The following is a 17088-nucleotide window of genomic DNA, read 5'->3' on the forward strand; positions in this document are numbered from 1 at the left end:
CCGTCAAGCGTTGCCCGGCTCGGCCGGCTGGTCACCGCTCGGCAGACGCACCGGACGGCTCGGTACCACGGTGGAGATCGCGTGCTTGTAAACCATCTGGCTGACGGTGTTCTTCAGCAGGATGACAAACTGGTCGAAGGACTCGATCTGGCCTTGCAGCTTGATGCCGTTGACCAGATAGATGGAAACCGGGACGCGTTCTTTCCGCAGGGTATTGAGGTAAGGGTCTTGTAGCGAATGCCCTTTTGACATGTGCCGCACTCCTTTAAGGATCGTAGTTTGAAGTAGTCGAATAGGGTGACTTGGCGCCGTCCAAACTCCGGTCTCGCTCCGGAAACAGACGGACAAATTAAGGTCTCAGGCCAATATGGAGACCGTTTTCAGGTATTTCAAGGCACGCGGCAGATTGTCACCTGCTAGGCTGTCCATCCAGTGTAGATGGCTCCAGCTTCGCAGCCAGGTGAACTGGCGCTTGGCCAACTGGCGGGTAGCGATGATGCCGCGTTCGGTCATTTCAGCGTAGGACAGCTTGCCATCCAGGTAATCCCACACCTGACGGTAACCCACGGCTCTAATAGACGGTAATCCTGCATGCAAGTCACTTCTGGCATGCAGTGCTTCGACCTCGGCGATGAAACCCTGTTCCAGCATCTGGCGAAAACGCTGCGCAATCCGCGCGTGCAACACCTGGCGCTGCTCGGGAGCAATCGCCAGCTGAGCGACAGTATACGGCAATTGATTCCTGCCTGACGCGTCAAAATCCGCCTTTTCAGCGCTTTGCCGGCGACGCAGGTCGCTCATCGACACCCCGCCGAGGCGATACACCTCGAGCGCCCGCATCAGTCGCTGCGGATCGTTGGGGTGGATACGCGCAGCCGATTCCGGGTCGACCTCGGCGAGTTGCCGGTGCAGCGCCTCCCAACCTTCGGCCTGGGCCTCGGCCTCGATCGCCGCGCGCACCTCGGGATCGGCGCCGGGCATGTCGGCCAGGCCCTCGAGCAACGCCTTGTAATAGAGCATGGTGCCCCCCACCAGCAGGGGAATCCTGCCGCGCGCGGAGGCCTCGGCCATCGCCGCCAGGGCGTCGGCGCGAAACTCCGAGGCCGAATAGCTCTCCGCCGGGTCGCGGATATCGATCAGGCGGTGCGGATAGCGCGCCAGCAGCTCCCGGGAAGGCTTGGCCGTACCGATATCCATGCCGCGGTAGATCAGCGCCGAGTCGACGCTGATCAGCTCGCAGGGCAGCGCATCGGCCAGCGCCATCGCCAGGTCGGTCTTGCCGGCGGCGGTCGGCCCCATGAGAAAGATGGCGGGAGGCAGGGAAGACATCGGAACGCTCTTGGACAAAGCGCATAGCTTCGGGCTTTGCGCCCGAAGCTGCAAGGCTCAGCGTCCGCGCAGGAAGAGCTTGTCCAGCTCGTCCAGGCCCAGTTGGGTCCAGGTCGGACGCCCATGGTTGCACTGGCCGCTGCGCTCGGTGATTTCCATGTCGCGCAACAGGGCGTTCATTTCCGGCAGGGTCAGGCGCCGGTTGGCGCGCACCGCGCCATGGCAGGCCATGGTGCCGAGCAGCTCGTTCAGGTGCGCCTGGATACGGTCACTGGTGCCGTATTCCAGCAGGTCGGCGATGACATCGCGCACCAACTGGGTCGCCTCCGCCTGCTTGAGCAGCGCAGGGATCTGCCGGATCGCCAGGCTTTCCGGCCCCAGGCGCTGCAGTTCGAAGCCCAGGCGCTGGAACCAGCTGGAATGCTCTTCCGCGCAATCCGCCTCGCGCTCGCTGACCGCGATCGACTCCGGCACCAGCAACGGCTGCCCACGCAAGCCTTCGCTGGCCATCGCCACCTTGAGGCGCTCGTAGGTGATCCGCTCGTGGGCCGCGTGCATGTCCACCAGCACCAGGCCGTGGGCGTTCTCGGCGAGAATGTAGATGCCCTTGAGCTGCGCCAGGGCGTAACCCAGCGGCGGGATGTCCTGGGCGCTCTCGGGCAACGCGGCTGGCGCCTCGCCCGCGGGTAACGGCGCGAAGTAGGCCTTGTAGGCGCCACCGGCCTCGGCCAGAGAGGGCGGCGCCTCCGGCCGGGTATAGGCGGAATAGCCGGAGGAGCCGCCGGAGGCCGATGAGCCGCCACTCCAGCCCACCCGTGCCGCCGGACTCTCCAGCACGCTCTCGGCCAGGCGCATCTCGCCCTGCGGGCCGAACTCGCCGGCGGCAGCGCCGGTCGGACGCGGCTCGGTCAGGCTGGTCGCCCCGGGCGGCGCGAGCTGGTCGTCGGGACGGACCTCGCCCAGCGCACGATGCAGGGTGCCATAGAGGAAGTCATGGACCATCCGGCTGTCACGGAAGCGAACTTCGTGCTTGGTCGGGTGCACGTTGACGTCCACCACCGCCGGATCGACTTCGAAGAACAGCACGAAGGTCGGATGCCGGCCGTTGTACAGCACGTCGCGATAAGCCTGGCGCACCGCGTGGGCGACCAGCTTGTCGCGCACCATGCGCCCGTTCACATAGAAGTACTGCAGGTCCGGCTGGCTGCGGGAGAAGGTCGGCAAGCCGACCCAGCCCCACAGGTGCAGGCCGTTGCGCTCGACCTCGATCGGCAGCGCCTGCTCGAGGAATGCCTGGCCGCACACCGCGCCGACCCGGCGCGCGCGGGCCAGCTCGTCTCGCGCCTCGTGCAAGGCGAAGATGGTCTTGCCGTTGTGGCGCAGGTGGAAAGCCACGTCGAAGCGGGCCAGCGCCAGGCGCTTGATGACCTCCTGCAGATGGTCGAACTCGGTCTTCTCGGCACGCAGGAACTTGCGCCGCGCCGGGGTGTTGAAGAACAGGTCGCGAACCTCGACGCTGGTCCCCACCGGGTGCGCCGCCGGCTGTACCCGCGGCTGCATGTCACGGCCCTCGGTTTCCACCTGCCAGGCTTCGCCGGCGTCGGCGGTACGCGAGGTCATGGTCAGGCGCGCTACCGAGCTGATCGAGGCCAGCGCCTCGCCACGGAAGCCGAGGCTCATCACCCGCTCCAGGTCTTCCAGCTCGCGGATCTTGCTGGTGGCGTGGCGAGCCAGGGCCAGCGGCAGGTCGTCGGCGGGGATGCCGCGACCGTCGTCGCGCACTCGCAGCAACTTGATGCCGCCCTGCTCGACCTCCACATCAATGCGCCGGGAACCGGCGTCAAGGCTGTTTTCCAGGAGTTCCTTGGCCACCGAGGCGGGACGCTCGACCACCTCACCGGCGGCGATCTGGTTCGCCAGCCGCGGACTCAGCAGCTGGATACGCGGTGCTTCACTCATCACTGGGCCGCCAGGGCGGTGCTCGGGATGGACAGTGCCTGGCCGACTTTCAGGTTGTCGCTGGACAGGCTGTTGCTGCTACGCAGCGCGGCCATGCTCACTTCATAGCGCTGGGCGATCATCGCCAGGGTCTCTCCGGGCCGCACCACGTGCTCGCGCGGCCCCATGGAGAGCTTGCCCTGGGCGCGCAAAGAGGCGATGTAGGTACCAGGCGGCGGGCTCTGCTGGAAATACTGGCGGATGCCGCTGGTGATCGAACGCGCCAAGGCCTGCTGATGGCTGGCGCTGGCCAGCTTGCGCGACTCGTTGACGTTCGAGATGAAGCCGGTTTCCACCAGGATCGACGGGATGTCGGGCGACTTCAGCACCATGAACCCGGCCTGCTCGACACGACGCTTGTGCAGCGAAGTGATGCGGCCGACATTGGTCAGTACCTTGTGGCCGACATCCAGGCTCGACGAGAGGGTGGCGGTCATCGACAGGTCGAGCAGCACGCCGGCGAGCATCTGGTCCTTGTCGCCGAGGCTGACGCTGCCATCGCCGCCGATCAGGTCGGAACGGTTCTCGCTGTCGGCCAGCCAGCGCGCGGTTTCCGAAGTGGCGCCGCGGTCGGACAGGGCGAACACCGAGGCACCGAAGGCGCTGCGGCTCGGCGCGGCGTCGGCATGGATCGAGACGAACAGGTCGGCGCCCTTCTTGCGGGCGATCTCGGTGCGCTTGCGCAGCGGGATGAAATAGTCGCCGGTACGGGTCAGCTCGGCCCGGTAACCGCGCACCTGGTTGATCTGGCGTTGCAGCTCGCGAGCGATCGACAGGGTGATGTTCTTCTCGTGCAACCCGCCCGGGCCAAGGGCGCCAGGGTCTTCACCGCCGTGGCCGGCGTCGATGGCGATGACGATATCGCGGGTGCCGCCCTTGGTTGGCAGCGGCAGCTTGGCCACCGGCTGGGTCGGCGTCACCGGGGTGACCGGCACGCTCGGGGTCGGCGTCGCGGGTACGTCCGGGGTCAGGTCAGCGCCCTGGTCGTAGAGATCGACCACCAGGCGGTTGCCGTATTGCTGGTTGGGCGGCAGGACGAAGCTTTTCGGGGTGACCTGCGCCGACAGGTCGAGGACCATGCGCAGGTCGTTGGGCGTGCGCTGGGCGGAGCGCACCGCGGTGATCGGGGTGTTGCCGAGCTTGAGACCGTTGAGCTGGGTCGCCAGTTGGGCGCCGCTGACGTCGATGACGATACGGTTGGGCGCGGCCAGGGTGAACAGGCTGTGCTGCACCGGACCGGAGAGATCGAAGACCAGACGGGTGTTATCCGGAGCGCGCCAGATCCGCACGCTCTTGATTTGCGCGGCGGCCAGAACCTCGCCGACCTGGCAGGCCAGCAGAATCATCACCCCAGTCAACAACGTCCGCAGACGCAAGCCCCAACCCATCGTTTTTCTCATGCTCCCATGGTCAGGGTGGCACACCAGGCTTCGCCCCGCGCACCGTGCGGTACCACGCGCAGTGTCCGTCCACCCGCTTGGGCAGTAATGGTAATGTCCAGATCGGCGGTTGGCAAAACGCCCGCACCGCGCTCGGGCCACTCGATCAGACAGAGTGCGCTGCCGTCGAAATAGTCGCGGATGCCGAAGAACTCCAATTCCTCCGCATCGGCGAGCCGGTACAGGTCGAAATGGTAGGCGCGCAGCTCGCCGATTTCGTAAGGCTCGACCAGGGTAAAGGTCGGGCTTTTCACCGAGCCGGCATGGCCGAGGCCGCGCAGGATGCCGCGCGAGAGGGTGGTCTTGCCGGCGCCGAGGTCGCCATGCAGGTAGATCACCCCCTGCCCCCCGCTGGCCCGGGCGATGCGCCCGCCCAGTTCGAGCATCGCGTCTTCCCCTTCGGCGGACAGGATCACTTCAGACACGGACTGCACTCCTCGAGCAACTGACGAACGGTAGGTATGAGATCGGTCGCCGCCAGTCCACGCCCCTGGGCGCCGAGCCGCTCACCGGCGGCGGCATGCAGCCAGACCGCCAGGCAGGCCGCCTCGAACGCCTCCACGTGCTGGGCCAGCAAGGCACCGGTGATGCCCGACAGCACGTCACCCAGGCCGGCACCAGCCATCGCCGGATGCCCCTGGGAACAGACGGCAAGTCGTCCGTCCGGCGCGGCGACCAGGCTGCCGGCGCCCTTCAGCACCACCACCGCCTGGTAGCGACACGCCAGTTCCAGCGCCGCCGCCGGGCGATCCGCCTGCACCTCGGCGGTCGAGCGACCCAACAGGCGCGCGGCCTCGCCGGGATGCGGCGTCAGAATCCATGTCCGCGGCCCTGCTCCGACCGGTTCCAGGGCCAGCAGGTTCAACGCGTCGGCATCCCAGACCTGCGGCAACGGTCGCGACCGGACAGCGCTCAGCAGGCTACGCCCCCAGGCGCGCTGGCCAAGACCGGGACCGAGCACCAGCACGCTGGCGCGTTCGGCAAGGGCCAGCAGTTGGTTCGCCGACGCCACGCCATGGGCCATGACCTCGGGACAACGGCTCAGCAACGCCGGCACATGTTCGACGCGGGTCGCCGCCGAGACCAGCCCGGCGCCGCAGCGCAGGGCGCTTTCCGCGGCCAGTAGCACGGCCCCGCCCATGCCGGTGTCGCCGCCGACCACCAGCAGGTGGCCGAACAGCCCCTTGTGCGCGGTCCGCGGCCGCGCTGCCAGACTCGGCAGGGCATTTCGTGCCAAACGGTGGGCCCGGGGCTGGAGCCCTTGCAACACGACGGCGTCGCTGCCGAGTTCGTCGAACACCAGCTCGCCGACCCGTGCCGGCGCCTCGCCAGTGAACAGCCCGATCTTCAGGCCGATGAAAGTCACTGTCAGATCCGCCCTGATCGCTTCCCCCAATACCGCACCGGTGTCGGCGCTCAAGCCGGAAGGAATATCCACCGCCAGCACCGGCAGGTCGGCGGCGTTGGCCAGGCGGATGGCCTGCGCAAAGGGCTCGCGCACGGCACCTGCCAGGCCGGTGCCGAGCAATGCATCCACTACTACGCCCTCGAGCACGGCGCACTCGCTCCAGGGCTCCACCACGACCCCGGTCGCCAGCACGGCGGCATGCGCCTGCGCCGCGTCGCCGGCAAGCCGCTGCGGCGCCGCGACCGCCAGCACCCGCACTCGCCAACCCGCACGTTGCGCCAGCGCCGCGATCAGGTAGCCGTCGCCGGCATTGTTGCCGTGCCCGGCGAGCACCGTCAGCGCCGCGGCCTCCGGCCAACGGCGGCGCAAGGCACGCCAGGCGGCGTGGGCGGCGCGCTGCATGAGTTCGAAGCCCGGCGTGCCGGCGGCGATCAGGCGCGCATCGAGGTCGCGCACCTGGGCGGCGGAATAGAGGGCGAGTGGCAGGTCGTCGTGCTGGAAGGTCATGGTCATCGGATCGATTCGGCGTCAGGCGCGCAGTCTGGCAGAATTATACCTATCCCATTTCGCTTTCCCTCGTCTTCGTTGCCTCCCATGACTCCCCAGCCTCTGGCCGACAACCTTTCCCCGCCGGACCCCGCCCGCCTCGCCCAGTCCATCAAGGACTGGGGCCGCGAGCTGGGGTTCCAGCAGGTCGGTATCAGCGACGTCGAGCTGGGCGAGCACGAAGCGCACCTGCAGCGCTGGCTGGAGGCCGGCTACCACGGCGAGATGGACTACATGGCGGCGCACGGCAGCAAGCGCTCGCGACCTGCCGAGCTGGTTCCCGGCACGCTGCGGGTGATCTCTCTGCGCATGGATTACCTGCCCGGCGACACGCGCATGGCGCAGGTCCTCGCGACGCCGGAAAAAGCCTACGTCTCGCGCTACGCCCTCGGCCGCGACTACCACAAGCTGATCCGCAAGCGTCTGCAACAACTGGCCGAGCGCATCCAGGCCGAAGTCGGCCCGTTCGGTTTCCGCGCCTTCGTTGACAGCGCGCCGGTGCTGGAAAAGGCCATCGCCGAACAGGCCGGCCTCGGCTGGATCGGCAAGAACACGCTGGTGCTCAACCGCAAGGCCGGCAGCTACTTCTTCCTCGGCGAGCTGTTCGTCGACATGCCGCTACCCGTCGACCCGGCGATGGACAGCGAGCATTGCGGACGCTGCTCGGCCTGCCTGGACATCTGCCCGACCGCGGCCTTCGTCGGCCCCTACCGGCTGGACGCGCGACGCTGCATCTCCTACCTGACCATCGAGTACAAGGGCGCGATTCCGCTGGAGCTGCGACCACTGATCGGCAACCGGGTATTCGGCTGCGACGACTGCCAGATCGTCTGCCCATGGAATCGCTTCGCCCGCCCCACCGGGCAGGGCGACTTCCAGCCGCGCCACAGCCTGGACAACGCCGAACTCGCCGAACTGTTCCTCTGGAGCGAGGAGGAGTTCCTCGGCCGCACCGAGGGTTCGCCACTGCGCCGCGCCGGCTACGAGCGCTGGTTGCGCAACCTGGCGGTGGGGCTGGGCAACGCGCCCTCGACCATCCCGGTGCTGGAGGCGCTGAAGGCGCGCCGCGGGTTCCCTTCGGAGCTGGTCCGCGAGCACGTGGAATGGGCCCTGCGGCGCCACGGGGAAACCTAGCCCGGCCGGTGCCGCCCGCCCGGTCCGGACGGATCAGAGCTTGATGAAGTGGTCGCGGTAGTGGCGCAGCTCGGCGATCGACTCGCGGATATCGTCCAGCGCCAGGTGGGTGTTGCCCTTCTTGAAGCTCTCGCGGACCTGCGGCGCCCAGCGCGCAGCCAGCTCCTTGAGGGTGGAGACGTCGAGGTTGCGGTAGTGGAAGTAGCCTTCCAGCCTGGGCATGTGCCTATAGAGGAAGCGGCGGTCCTGGCAGATGCTGTTGCCGCAGATCGGCGAGCTGCGCTTGGGCACCCACTGCTCGAGGAAGGCCAGGGTCTGCGCCTCGGCCTCGGCCATGCTCACGGTACTTTCCCGAACCCTCTGGGTCAGGCCGGACTGGCCGTGCTGGCGGGTATTCCACTCGTCCATGCCGGCGAGGATTTCCTCTGGCTGGTGGATGGCGATCACCGGTCCTTCGGCCAGGGTGTTGAGGTCACTGTCGGTGACGATGGTGGCCATCTCGATGATGACGTCCCGGTCCGGATCGAGGCCGGTCATCTCCAGGTCGATCCAGATAAGGTTCTGCGGGTTCTGCATGGGGAGTCGCTCCAGTCGCTATGCCGTGCATTCTAGCGTGGAACGCCGCCGCGCGAATGATGGCGGCGCGCCCATGTTAAACTCGCCGCCGATTTTTCATGCGGACGCATCATGGCCAAACGCCACTTGACCCGCCGGCAGAGCTGGCGCATCGAAAAGATCCAGGAAGAACGCGCGGCCCGGGCGGCCCGTCGCGAGTCGCGTGCCGTGGACGAGCTGGAAGGCGGCGACCTGGGACCGGAGCAGACCGGCCAGGTGATCGCTCATTTCGGGGTTCAGGTAGAGGTCGAGTCCGCCGACGGCCAGGTTTCCCGCTGTCACCTGCGCGCCAACCTGCCGGCACTGGTGACCGGCGACCAGGTGGTCTGGCGTGCCGGCAACCAGGGCATCGGCGTGATCGTCGCGCAATTGCCACGTCGCTCCGAGCTGTGCCGCCCGGACATGCGCGGGCTGCTCAAGCCGGTAGCGGCCAACGTCGACCGCATCGTCATCGTCTTCGCCCCGCGTCCCGAACCGCACGCCAACCTGATCGACCGCTACCTGATCGCCGCCGAACATGCCGGCATCCAGCCGCTGCTGCTGCTGAACAAGGCCGATCTGGTCGACGAGAGCAATGCCGAAGGCATCGATGCGCTGCTGAATGTCTACCGCACCCTGGGTTACCCGCTGATCGAGGTGTCGGCCTTCAATGGCCTGGCGATGGACGAACTGCGCGGCGCGCTGGACGGTCACGTGAGCGTCTTCGTCGGGCAGTCCGGGGTGGGCAAGTCGTCGCTGGTGAATGCCTTGTTGCCAGGTGTCGACACACGTGTCGGCGACCTCTCCACGGTGACCGGCAAGGGCACCCATACCACCACCACCGCGCGACTGTTCCATTTTCCCGGCGGCGGCGACCTGATCGACTCGCCCGGCATCCGTGAGTTCGGCCTGGGGCACGTGTCGCGAGACGATGTCGAGGCCGGTTTCATCGAGTTCCGCGACCTGCTCGGACATTGCCGCTTCCGCGACTGCAAGCACGACCGTGAACCAGGTTGCGCCCTGCTCCAGGCCTTGGAGGACGGGCGCATCATGCCGCAACGCATGGCCAGCTACCGGCACATTCTGGCAAGCATGCCGGAAACGGACTACTGAACCTCAGTCGCCCTTGATCTGCTCCAGCTTCAGGCTGCCGCCGTCGTCGAACAGGTTGAGCTTCTTCTGCACCTCGTCCGCCGGTAGCGAAGGTTGCGCGCCCGCCGCCGGTGCCTCGGCAGCCGGCTTCGGCTGCTCGCCCGGGGCAGCCGCGGGGGCGCTGGCTTCGGGAGCGCCGGTCTCGCCTTCGATGGCCTTCTGCGCCTTGCGGGTCAGGACCACGATGTCGATCCGCCGGTTCACCGGGTTCAGCGGGTCCTTGTCGTCGAACAGGCGTGCCGAGGCATAGCCGACAACCTGGGCGATCTGCCCTTCCGGATAGCCGCCGGCGACCAGCGCACGGCGCGCGGCGTTGGCGCGATTGGCCGATAGCTCCCAGTTGCCGAAGTCGCCGTTGCCGGCATAGGGCTTGGCGTCGGTGTGGCCGCTGATGCTGATCTTGTTCGGCACCTGGCGGATGGTCTCGGCCATGGCCAGCAGGATGTCCTCGAAATACGGCTGCAGGCGCGCGCTGCCGAGGTCGAACATCGGCCGGTTGGCGGCGTCGACGATCTGGATGCGCAGGCCGTCGCGGGTGATCTCGAAGTGGATCTGGTCCTTGAAGTCCTTGAGCATCGGATTTTCGTCGACCTTGTTCTGCAACTCCTGCAGCAGCAGCGCCAGACGCTCTCGCTCAACCTGCTCGGCGAGGTTCTCGGCCTGATCGGCGTTGACCTGGTGGTCCTGCTCGGGGCTGATCCGGCTTTCGTTGGAGTCCGGCTGGGCCTGAACCTGCGGATTGAGGGTCTTGTCCGGCGCCGGCGTCGGCGTGCCGCCGAGGTCGATGACGTAGGGGCTGGCGCTTTCGCTGAAACCGATGGGGTCCTGGAAGTATCCGGAAATCGCCTTCTTCTGCTCCGGGGTGGCCGAAGACAGCAGCCAGAGCACCAGGAAGAACGCCATCATCGCCGTGGCGAAGTCGGCGAAGGCGATCTTCCACGAGCCGCCGTGGTGGCCGGCGGCATAGCGCTTGACGCGCTTGACGATGATCGGCTGGTTATTGTCCATCTATCGACAGTGCCTCCACTCAGCGGCCGCGCACGGCCTGCTCGAGCTCGGCGAAGGTCGGCCGATGGGCGGGCAGCAGCACCTTGCGGCCGAACTCGACGGCCAGCGAAGGCGGCATGCCGGAAGCGGAAGCGACCAGGCAGGCCTTGATCGCCTCGAACAGGTTCAACTCTTCCTTGGCATCGTGCTCCAGGGCGCCCGCCAGCGGGCCGACGAAGCCGTAGGCGGCGAGAATCCCGAGGAAGGTGCCCACCAGGGCGGCGGCGACGTGGTGGCCGATCTCCGCCTGGCTGCCTTCGCCAAGCAACGCCATGGTGATGACGATGCCGAGTACCGCGGCGACGATACCGAAGCCCGGCAGGGCGTCGGCGACCTTGGTCACCGCGTGGGACGGATGCTCCAGGTCCTCCTTGAGACTGGACAGCTCCATGTCGAACAGGCCTTCCAGCTCGTGCGGCGCCATGTTGCCGGAGGACATGATGCGCAGGTAGTCGCAGACATAGGCGGTCATCCGCTCATCCTTCAGCACACCGGGGTACTTGCTGAAGATGGGGCTGGCCGCGGGGTCTTCGATGTCCGCCTCGATCGCCATCATCCCTTCGCGCCGGCTCTTGTTGAGGATCTCGTAGAGCATGCCCAGCACCTCGAGGTAGTAGGTCTGGGTGAAGCGGTTGCTGAACATCTTCGGCGCTTTCTTCAGCACCACCATGAACGTGCTGCCCGGGTTGGACTGGAGGAACGCCCCCAGTGCCGCGCCACCGATGATCAGGACCTCGAAGGGCTGGATGATGGCGCCGATCTTGCCGCCGGAGAGCAGGAAGCCCCCGAGGACACTGGCGAAAACGACGATGATGCCGATGATTTTTGACATGAGGACCGGACGTGCGAAATGAACAGGATAAGGAGGGGGACTGCTAGGCTCCCTCTTGTTATCGGTTGCTAGCCGCAAGACTATAGTCCGAATACTCGAAAAGCCAGTTCGCCGCCTCGCCGACACCGAGCCCGACACCCATGACAGACCGCCTCGCCGCCTGGCTCGAAGAGCTCGACCGGCAACCCCTGCCGATCCCCGCCAGCCACTATGCCGGCCTGCACGCCGCGCTGAGCGACAGCCGCCGCTCGCTGCGCGAGATCGCCGACCAGTTGCAGGGCAGCCCGACACTGGCGTTGTCCATCCTGCGCGAGGCCAATCGCGCCGAGAGCGCCCGCGACAACCCCGCGGAAAGCCTGGAGGTGGCCCTCAGCCGCCTCGGCCTGGCGCGCGCGAGCCAACTTCTGAAGACCCTGCCGAGCATCCAGGATGCGGAGATGCCCAGGGTCCTCGGGCAGATGCTGCTGATCAGCCAGCACGCCATGCAGCAGGCCAGCGGCCTGTTCGGCGCGCGTCTGGCCAGGCTCTGGCAGGAAATTCACTGGGGCAGCCTGCTGACCATGGCTCCGGTCTGGGCGCTGGCCAACGCCCGCCCGCAGCTGCTGGAGCAATGGCAGCAACGCGTGCTGGTACAAGGCGAACCGACCCTGCGAGTGGAGCGCGAACTGCTCGGCATGCGCCTGCTGCCGATCTGCCTGGCGCTGGCCGAACGCTGGCGGCTACCGCAGTGGGTCATCCAGGGCTATCGCCTGCTCGCCTGCGACCGTCGTCTGCTGGTTCGAGCCCTGCGTATCGCCCGCGACCATCAGTCGCCCCTGCTCCAGCAACAGCAACTCGATGCCCAGCCCGATCTCGCCCGCTGGCTGACCCAGCCGGCCAACTGCACTCTCCTCGCCAATGGCCTGGCCATCGCCGCGCACCAGAGCTGGGACGGGCCGCACATGCTGCGCTGGCAGCGCCTGACCGGCCTGTACCTGGGCCAGCCGCTGACCGAAGTCCAGCAGCAGGTACACATGCTCGCCGCGCAAAGCGCGCGCCTGCACGCCCGGCCGCCGCTGTGGCATCCGGCGGTGGCCTTGATCTGGCCCTGGCAGGCCAGCCGCTGGCGTGCCGAAGCGGCACCCCCGCCGCCGCCCTCGGCGGAAGCCCTGGCCGAGTGGCGGCAGCATTGCGCCGAGTTGCTCCGCGAGCCCAGCCCGTTCAGCAACGTGGTGCAGCTCACCGCCTGTGCCCGCGATGCGCTGCGCGCCTGCGGCCTGCAAAGGATGCTGCTGCTGGTGGCCGATCGCACCCAGGTACACGTGCTGGCGCAGCAGAGCGCCGGACTCGAACCGGGCCAGGAGAAATTGCAACTGGAGATTGCCAGCAGCCCGCTGCTGAAGAAACTGTTCCAGCAACCCGCCCTGCTGCGCATCGGCCCGAACAACCAGGACCAGTTGCTGCCGGCCCTCGGCGAACCCTTGCGCCAACTGTTCCCCGGACCTCACCTGCTGCTGCGCTCGCTGGGCAACGGCTCGCGGGTGGTGATGCTGGTCCTGGCCGACCTCGGCGGCCAGCCGTTCAGCGACCTGCATGCCCAGGCCTTCGCCAAGACCGCCCAGTGCACCGAGCGCGCGATCCAGCAGTTCGGCCGCCAGCGCCGCACGGAATGAGGGACATGCCCGGCACACTGGTCGGGCGCGCTTTCCGTTAAACTGCTGCCCTTCTTCAACCCGGGGGTACTCGCATGTCCGTTTTCTCCGACCTGCCATTGGTGATCGAGCCCAGCGACCTCGCGCCGCGCCTGGGCGCGCCCGAGCTGATCCTGGTCGACCTGACCAGTGCCGCCCGCTACGCCGAAGGGCATATCCCCGGCGCGCGTTTCGTCGACCCCAAACGCACCCAGTGGGGACAACCCCCGGCACCCGGCCTGCTACCGGCGAAGGCCGACCTGGAAGCCCTGTTCGGCGAGCTGGGCCACCGCCCGGAGGCGACCTACGTGGTCTACGACGACGAAGGCGGCGGCTGGGCGGGCCGCTTCATCTGGCTGCTGGACGTGATCGGCCACCACCGCTACCACTATCTCAACGGCGGCCTGCCGGCCTGGATCGCCGACGCCCAGGCGCTCGACCGCGAGGTCCCGGCGCCTGTCGGCGGCCCGCTGCCGCTGACGTTGCACGACGAGCCCAGCGCGACCCGCGAATACCTGCAAAGCCGCCTCGGCGCCGCCGACCTGGCGGTATGGGATGCGCGCAACCCCAGCGAATACGCCGGTACCAAGGTGCTCGCCGCGAAGGCCGGGCATGTGCCCGGCGCGATCAATTTCGAATGGACCGCCGGCATGGACCCGGCTCGCGCCCTGCGCATCCGCGCGGATATCGCCGAAGTCCTGGAGGACCTCGGCATCACGCCGGACAAGGAAGTGATCACCCACTGCCAGACCCACCATCGCTCCGGCTTCACCTACCTGGTGGCCAAGGCGCTGGGCTACCCGCGGGTCAAAGGCTACGCCGGCTCCTGGTCGGAATGGGGCAACCACCCCGATACCCCTGTAGAGGTTTGAGGAATGTCGTTCAAAGATCGTCTGTTCATCTGCAGCCAGTACCTGCTGCCGCACCACCTGCTGTCCCGGCTGATCGGCTTCGCCGCCGACTGCCGGGCGACCTGGTTCAAGGACCGCCTGATCGCCTGGTTCGCCCGGCGCTACCAGGTCGACATGCGCGAAGCGCAGGTCGAGGACCTGCAGGCCTATGAACATTTCAATGCCTTCTTCACCCGCGCCCTGAAGGATGGCGCCCGCCCGCTGGCCCAGGAGCCCGGCGCGGTGCTCTGCCCGGCCGATGGCGCGATCAGCCAGCTCGGCCCGATCGAGCACGGACGGATATTCCAGGCCAAAGGCCACAGCTACAGCCTGGCCGAACTGCTCGGCGGCGACGCCGAACTGGCCGCGCCCTTCATGGGCGGCGACTTCGCCACCGTCTACCTGTCCCCCCGGGACTACCACCGCGTGCACATGCCGCTGGCCGGCACCCTGCGCGAGATGGTCTACGTTCCCGGCCGGCTGTTCTCGGTGAACCAGACCACCGCGGAAAACGTTCCCGAGCTGTTCGCCCGCAACGAGCGGGTGGTCTGCCTGTTCGACACCGAGCGCGGTCCGATGGCCGTGGTGCTGGTAGGCGCGATGATCGTAGCCTCCATCGAAACCGTCTGGGCCGGCCTGGTTACGCCGCCGAAGCGCGAACTGAAGACCTTCCGCTACGACGAAGCCGCCCGTGCGCCGATCCGCCTGGAAAAAGGCGCCGAGCTCGGTCGCTTCAAGCTGGGCTCCACCGCCATCGTCCTGTTCGGCCCGCAGCAGGTCGCGTTCAACGACGGCCTCGGGGCAGCGAGCCCGGTGCGCATGGGCGAATGCCTGGCACTGCCGAAACAGTCCTGACCTCGCCGGGACGGAGCGCCCCGAGCGCCTCCGTCCCGTCTCTCCCCGCCGCCGGAACCTCCCGGCGGGATCGTGGCGTCCGAAGGCTGCGGGTCCATTTCGATGCTGCTAGAGTTCGGAAAGGTCCTATCGAGCCTGTGCCGATCCCTCGGTCAGGAAAGCGGACTGCCGCACAGTTCCTGTCCTGGCCACGACGATGAACCCGCCTCCCGTGTTAAGAAAGAGGAGGCGCAGCCGCGGCGATCGGAAGTCCGGCACCTCTCCGGGGCTTCATCCCCCCGTAGAGCCTTTTCAGTAGCGGAGCCGTCTAACCCCCCATGGAAAACCAGAGCCCCCACCTCTCGTTGCGCGTCCCCACTCCGACGCAGCAGAACCTGAGCTTCTGCGACGCCACCCCGAAGGACATCAAGTACTGGCTGGCGCACCTGCCCAAGGCCAACCTCGGGGAAACCGCGCGCCAGCTCTACCAGGGCCTGATCGAACTCAACCAGTTGGTGCTGCCCGTCGAGGCCCGCCTGCAACTGCTCGAACTGTTCCGTCCAGAGGTGCATTTCGTCTGCGCCCACCTGGAACGGCACTTCCTCAACCAGGCCATCGTCCTCGACGAACGGCCGCGCAAGATCGCCAACCTCTGCCAGGCCCTGCAGAACCACCTGGCCATCGGCTACAAGCTGATCGTGGTCCAGGAAGCGCCGCGCAACAGCCGCGACCGCGCGCAGCTGCTCGCGGTCGGCATCCAGCGGGCGATCCGCAGCCTGTGCGGGCCGCTGATCCGCGCCAGCCAGTTGTACTGCCCGGTCCCCGAGGGGCTTTGGCTGGAACTCCACCAGCTCTACCAGTTGGCCAGCCAGCGCGGCGTGCATCGTCTCGCGGTGCGCGACGAACTGGCCAAGCACACCCCCGGCCTGAGCGTCGAGCAGGCCTACCTGATTCCGCTGCTGCTCGGCTGCGCGCGCTGCAACCAGATGCGCCAGAACAACATTGCACGGCTCGCCGAGGTGCTCGAACCCTGGAGCCAGCTGCTGTCGATACAGAGCGCGACGCTGCCCGGCTCGCTGTTCATCGCCGTGCCGCAGATCGACGGCCCGCCGCGCTACCGTTCGCTGTACCCGGAGACCCAACTGGCCAGTGCCCTGGGCATCGACACCCAGCCGCTGGTCGAGCTGATCCGCGAATACCTGCTGCAGCCCGAGGCCGAACGCGCGAAAGCACGCCTGCCGCTGATCGAAGGGGTGACCCTGGACCTGCTGCAACATCTCTCCTCGGCCTGGGGTGACATCGCCGAACGTACCTTCCAGCGCACCCAGGGCCAGGGCCAGTTGACCCTGTGCATCGGCATGAGCGCCCTGCACTACTTCCTCGCCGGGCGCCGCCCGTTCAACGAGGTCCTGCAGATCCAGGAAGCGCCCGAGGCGCCTCGCTTCAAGGCCGACGTCCAGGACGCCTGGGCCGGCGCCTTCGATGCGCAGAAGGTCACCGACTGGCAGCCCGGCATGCCGCTGGAGGAAATCGAGTACCGCCCGCACCAGTCGTCCCGCGGTGGGCAGCCCGATCACCCGCAGGCCCACGCACAGACTGACGCCACCGAGGACTATCCGACCTACGCCCTGCCCATCGTCAACCACAGCCCCGGCGGTTATTGCCTGAGCTGGCCGAAGGAGGTGCCCGCCCAACTGCAGGCGGGCGAACTGGTCGGCCTGCAGGACCTTCCCGGCCAGGCGTGGAGCATCGCGGTGGTGCGCTGGATCCGCCAGGTGCGCAATGGCGGCACGCAGATGGGCATCGAGATGATCGCCCCGGCGGCGCAGCCCTGCGGCCTGCAACTGCTGCGCAAGACCGAGCAGAGCAGCCACTACCTGCGCGCCCTGCTGCTGCCGGAAATCGCCGCGATCTCGCGGCCGGCGACGGTGATCACCCCGCGCCTGCCGTTCCAGGAGGGCAGCCGGGTGCAGATCAACCTGCACGGCGAGGAGCGGCGCGCGGTGCTGAATCGCCGGCAGGCCTCGACCGGCAGCTTCAGCCAGTTCGAATACCGCTCGGCGGAACCGGTGAACACCCCGAGCGATAAGCCGGTCACAGCGCCAGTGGCCCGGCCGCCTGCGGGGGAGGAAGATTTTGACTCGCTCTGGAAGTCTCTGTAGATTGCCCCGACACCTCCATTCGCCGTCTTTTCGCGCCCGCCCGGACGCGGACT

Annotated in this window: 15 protein-coding genes; 6 read left to right on the top strand and 9 right to left on the bottom strand. The window is 67.5% G+C overall.

Going from position 1 to position 17088, the window contains the following annotated elements:
- Positions 1–3 precede the first annotated feature (3 nt).
- The 6 genes from hfq to ACM0M4_RS27770 all read right to left on the bottom strand — a co-directional run bounded on the left by hfq (position 4) and on the right by ACM0M4_RS27770 (position 6687).
- Entirely contained in the window at positions 4–252 is a 249-nt protein-coding gene (gene hfq, locus ACM0M4_RS27745; protein WP_003095657.1) for an RNA chaperone Hfq, read from the bottom strand.
- A 105-nt stretch (positions 253–357) separates the two neighbouring features.
- Entirely contained in the window at positions 358–1329 is a 972-nt protein-coding gene (gene miaA / locus ACM0M4_RS27750; RefSeq protein WP_054376156.1) for a tRNA (adenosine(37)-N6)-dimethylallyltransferase MiaA, read from the bottom strand.
- Between the two features lie 57 nt (positions 1330–1386).
- Positions 1387–3288, bottom strand: a complete 1902-nt coding sequence (gene mutL / locus ACM0M4_RS27755) for a DNA mismatch repair endonuclease MutL (RefSeq protein WP_003106411.1) — start codon at positions 3286–3288, stop codon at positions 1387–1389.
- Positions 3288–4715: an N-acetylmuramoyl-L-alanine amidase AmiB gene (gene amiB, locus ACM0M4_RS27760; RefSeq protein WP_003123571.1), complete on the bottom strand. Its 1428-nt coding sequence runs from the start codon at positions 4713–4715 to the stop codon at positions 3288–3290. Before amiB ends, mutL begins: the two co-directional genes overlap by 1 nt.
- A gap of 8 nt (positions 4716–4723) precedes the next feature.
- The gene (gene tsaE, locus ACM0M4_RS27765; RefSeq protein WP_221345453.1) at positions 4724–5191 is read right to left on the bottom strand and encodes a tRNA (adenosine(37)-N6)-threonylcarbamoyltransferase complex ATPase subunit type 1 TsaE; all 468 of its coding nucleotides are present in this window, start codon (positions 5189–5191) and stop codon (positions 4724–4726) included.
- A complete protein-coding gene (locus tag ACM0M4_RS27770) occupies positions 5179–6687 on the bottom strand; it encodes an NAD(P)H-hydrate dehydratase (protein ID WP_078463654.1) in 1509 nt (502 codons plus the stop codon). Before ACM0M4_RS27770 ends, tsaE begins: the two co-directional genes overlap by 13 nt.
- A gap of 81 nt (positions 6688–6768) precedes the next feature.
- On the opposite strand from ACM0M4_RS27770, the gene queG reads away from it, so the two are divergent.
- On the top strand, positions 6769–7854 hold the full coding sequence (gene queG, locus ACM0M4_RS27775; RefSeq protein ID WP_003110324.1) for a tRNA epoxyqueuosine(34) reductase QueG: 1086 nt from the start codon (positions 6769–6771) through the stop codon (positions 7852–7854).
- A 33-nt stretch (positions 7855–7887) separates the two neighbouring features.
- Here the strand turns inward: queG and orn are convergent, their stop codons facing one another.
- Entirely contained in the window at positions 7888–8430 is a 543-nt protein-coding gene (gene orn / locus ACM0M4_RS27780; protein WP_003095671.1) for an oligoribonuclease, read from the bottom strand.
- A gap of 111 nt (positions 8431–8541) precedes the next feature.
- On the opposite strand from orn, the gene rsgA reads away from it, so the two are divergent.
- Positions 8542–9561 carry a small ribosomal subunit biogenesis GTPase RsgA gene (gene rsgA, locus ACM0M4_RS27785; protein WP_003110323.1) on the top strand — a complete coding sequence of 340 codons (1020 nt, stop codon included), beginning with the start codon at positions 8542–8544 and terminating at the stop codon, positions 9559–9561.
- A gap of 3 nt (positions 9562–9564) precedes the next feature.
- Here the strand turns inward: rsgA and motB are convergent, their stop codons facing one another.
- A complete protein-coding gene (gene motB, locus ACM0M4_RS27790) occupies positions 9565–10608 on the bottom strand; it encodes a flagellar motor protein MotB (protein WP_003095673.1) in 1044 nt (347 codons plus the stop codon).
- A gap of 19 nt (positions 10609–10627) precedes the next feature.
- Positions 10628–11479 carry a flagellar motor stator protein MotA gene (motA, locus tag ACM0M4_RS27795; protein WP_003102044.1) on the bottom strand — a complete coding sequence of 284 codons (852 nt, stop codon included), beginning with the start codon at positions 11477–11479 and terminating at the stop codon, positions 10628–10630.
- Between the two features lie 140 nt (positions 11480–11619).
- On the opposite strand from motA, the gene ACM0M4_RS27800 reads away from it, so the two are divergent.
- The 4 genes from ACM0M4_RS27800 to fimW all read left to right on the top strand — a co-directional run bounded on the left by ACM0M4_RS27800 (position 11620) and on the right by fimW (position 17035).
- Positions 11620–13131, top strand: coding sequence for an HDOD domain-containing protein (locus ACM0M4_RS27800; RefSeq protein WP_003102046.1), 1512 nt, complete (start codon positions 11620–11622; stop codon positions 13129–13131).
- Positions 13132–13205: 74 nt separating this feature from the next.
- Positions 13206–14021: a thiosulfate sulfurtransferase gene (rhdA, locus tag ACM0M4_RS27805; protein ID WP_003102047.1), complete on the top strand. Its 816-nt coding sequence runs from the start codon at positions 13206–13208 to the stop codon at positions 14019–14021.
- A gap of 3 nt (positions 14022–14024) precedes the next feature.
- Positions 14025–14894: an archaetidylserine decarboxylase gene (gene asd / locus ACM0M4_RS27810; RefSeq protein ID WP_003095677.1), complete on the top strand. Its 870-nt coding sequence runs from the start codon at positions 14025–14027 to the stop codon at positions 14892–14894.
- A gap of 317 nt (positions 14895–15211) precedes the next feature.
- Entirely contained in the window at positions 15212–17035 is a 1824-nt protein-coding gene (fimW, locus tag ACM0M4_RS27815; RefSeq protein ID WP_054376157.1) for a cyclic-di-GMP receptor FimW, read from the top strand.
- Positions 17036–17088: the final 53 nt, after the last annotated feature.

Source organism: Pseudomonas sp. 18-147, assembly GCF_051048045.1.
GTDB lineage: Bacteria > Pseudomonadota > Gammaproteobacteria > Pseudomonadales > Pseudomonadaceae > Pseudomonas > Pseudomonas aeruginosa.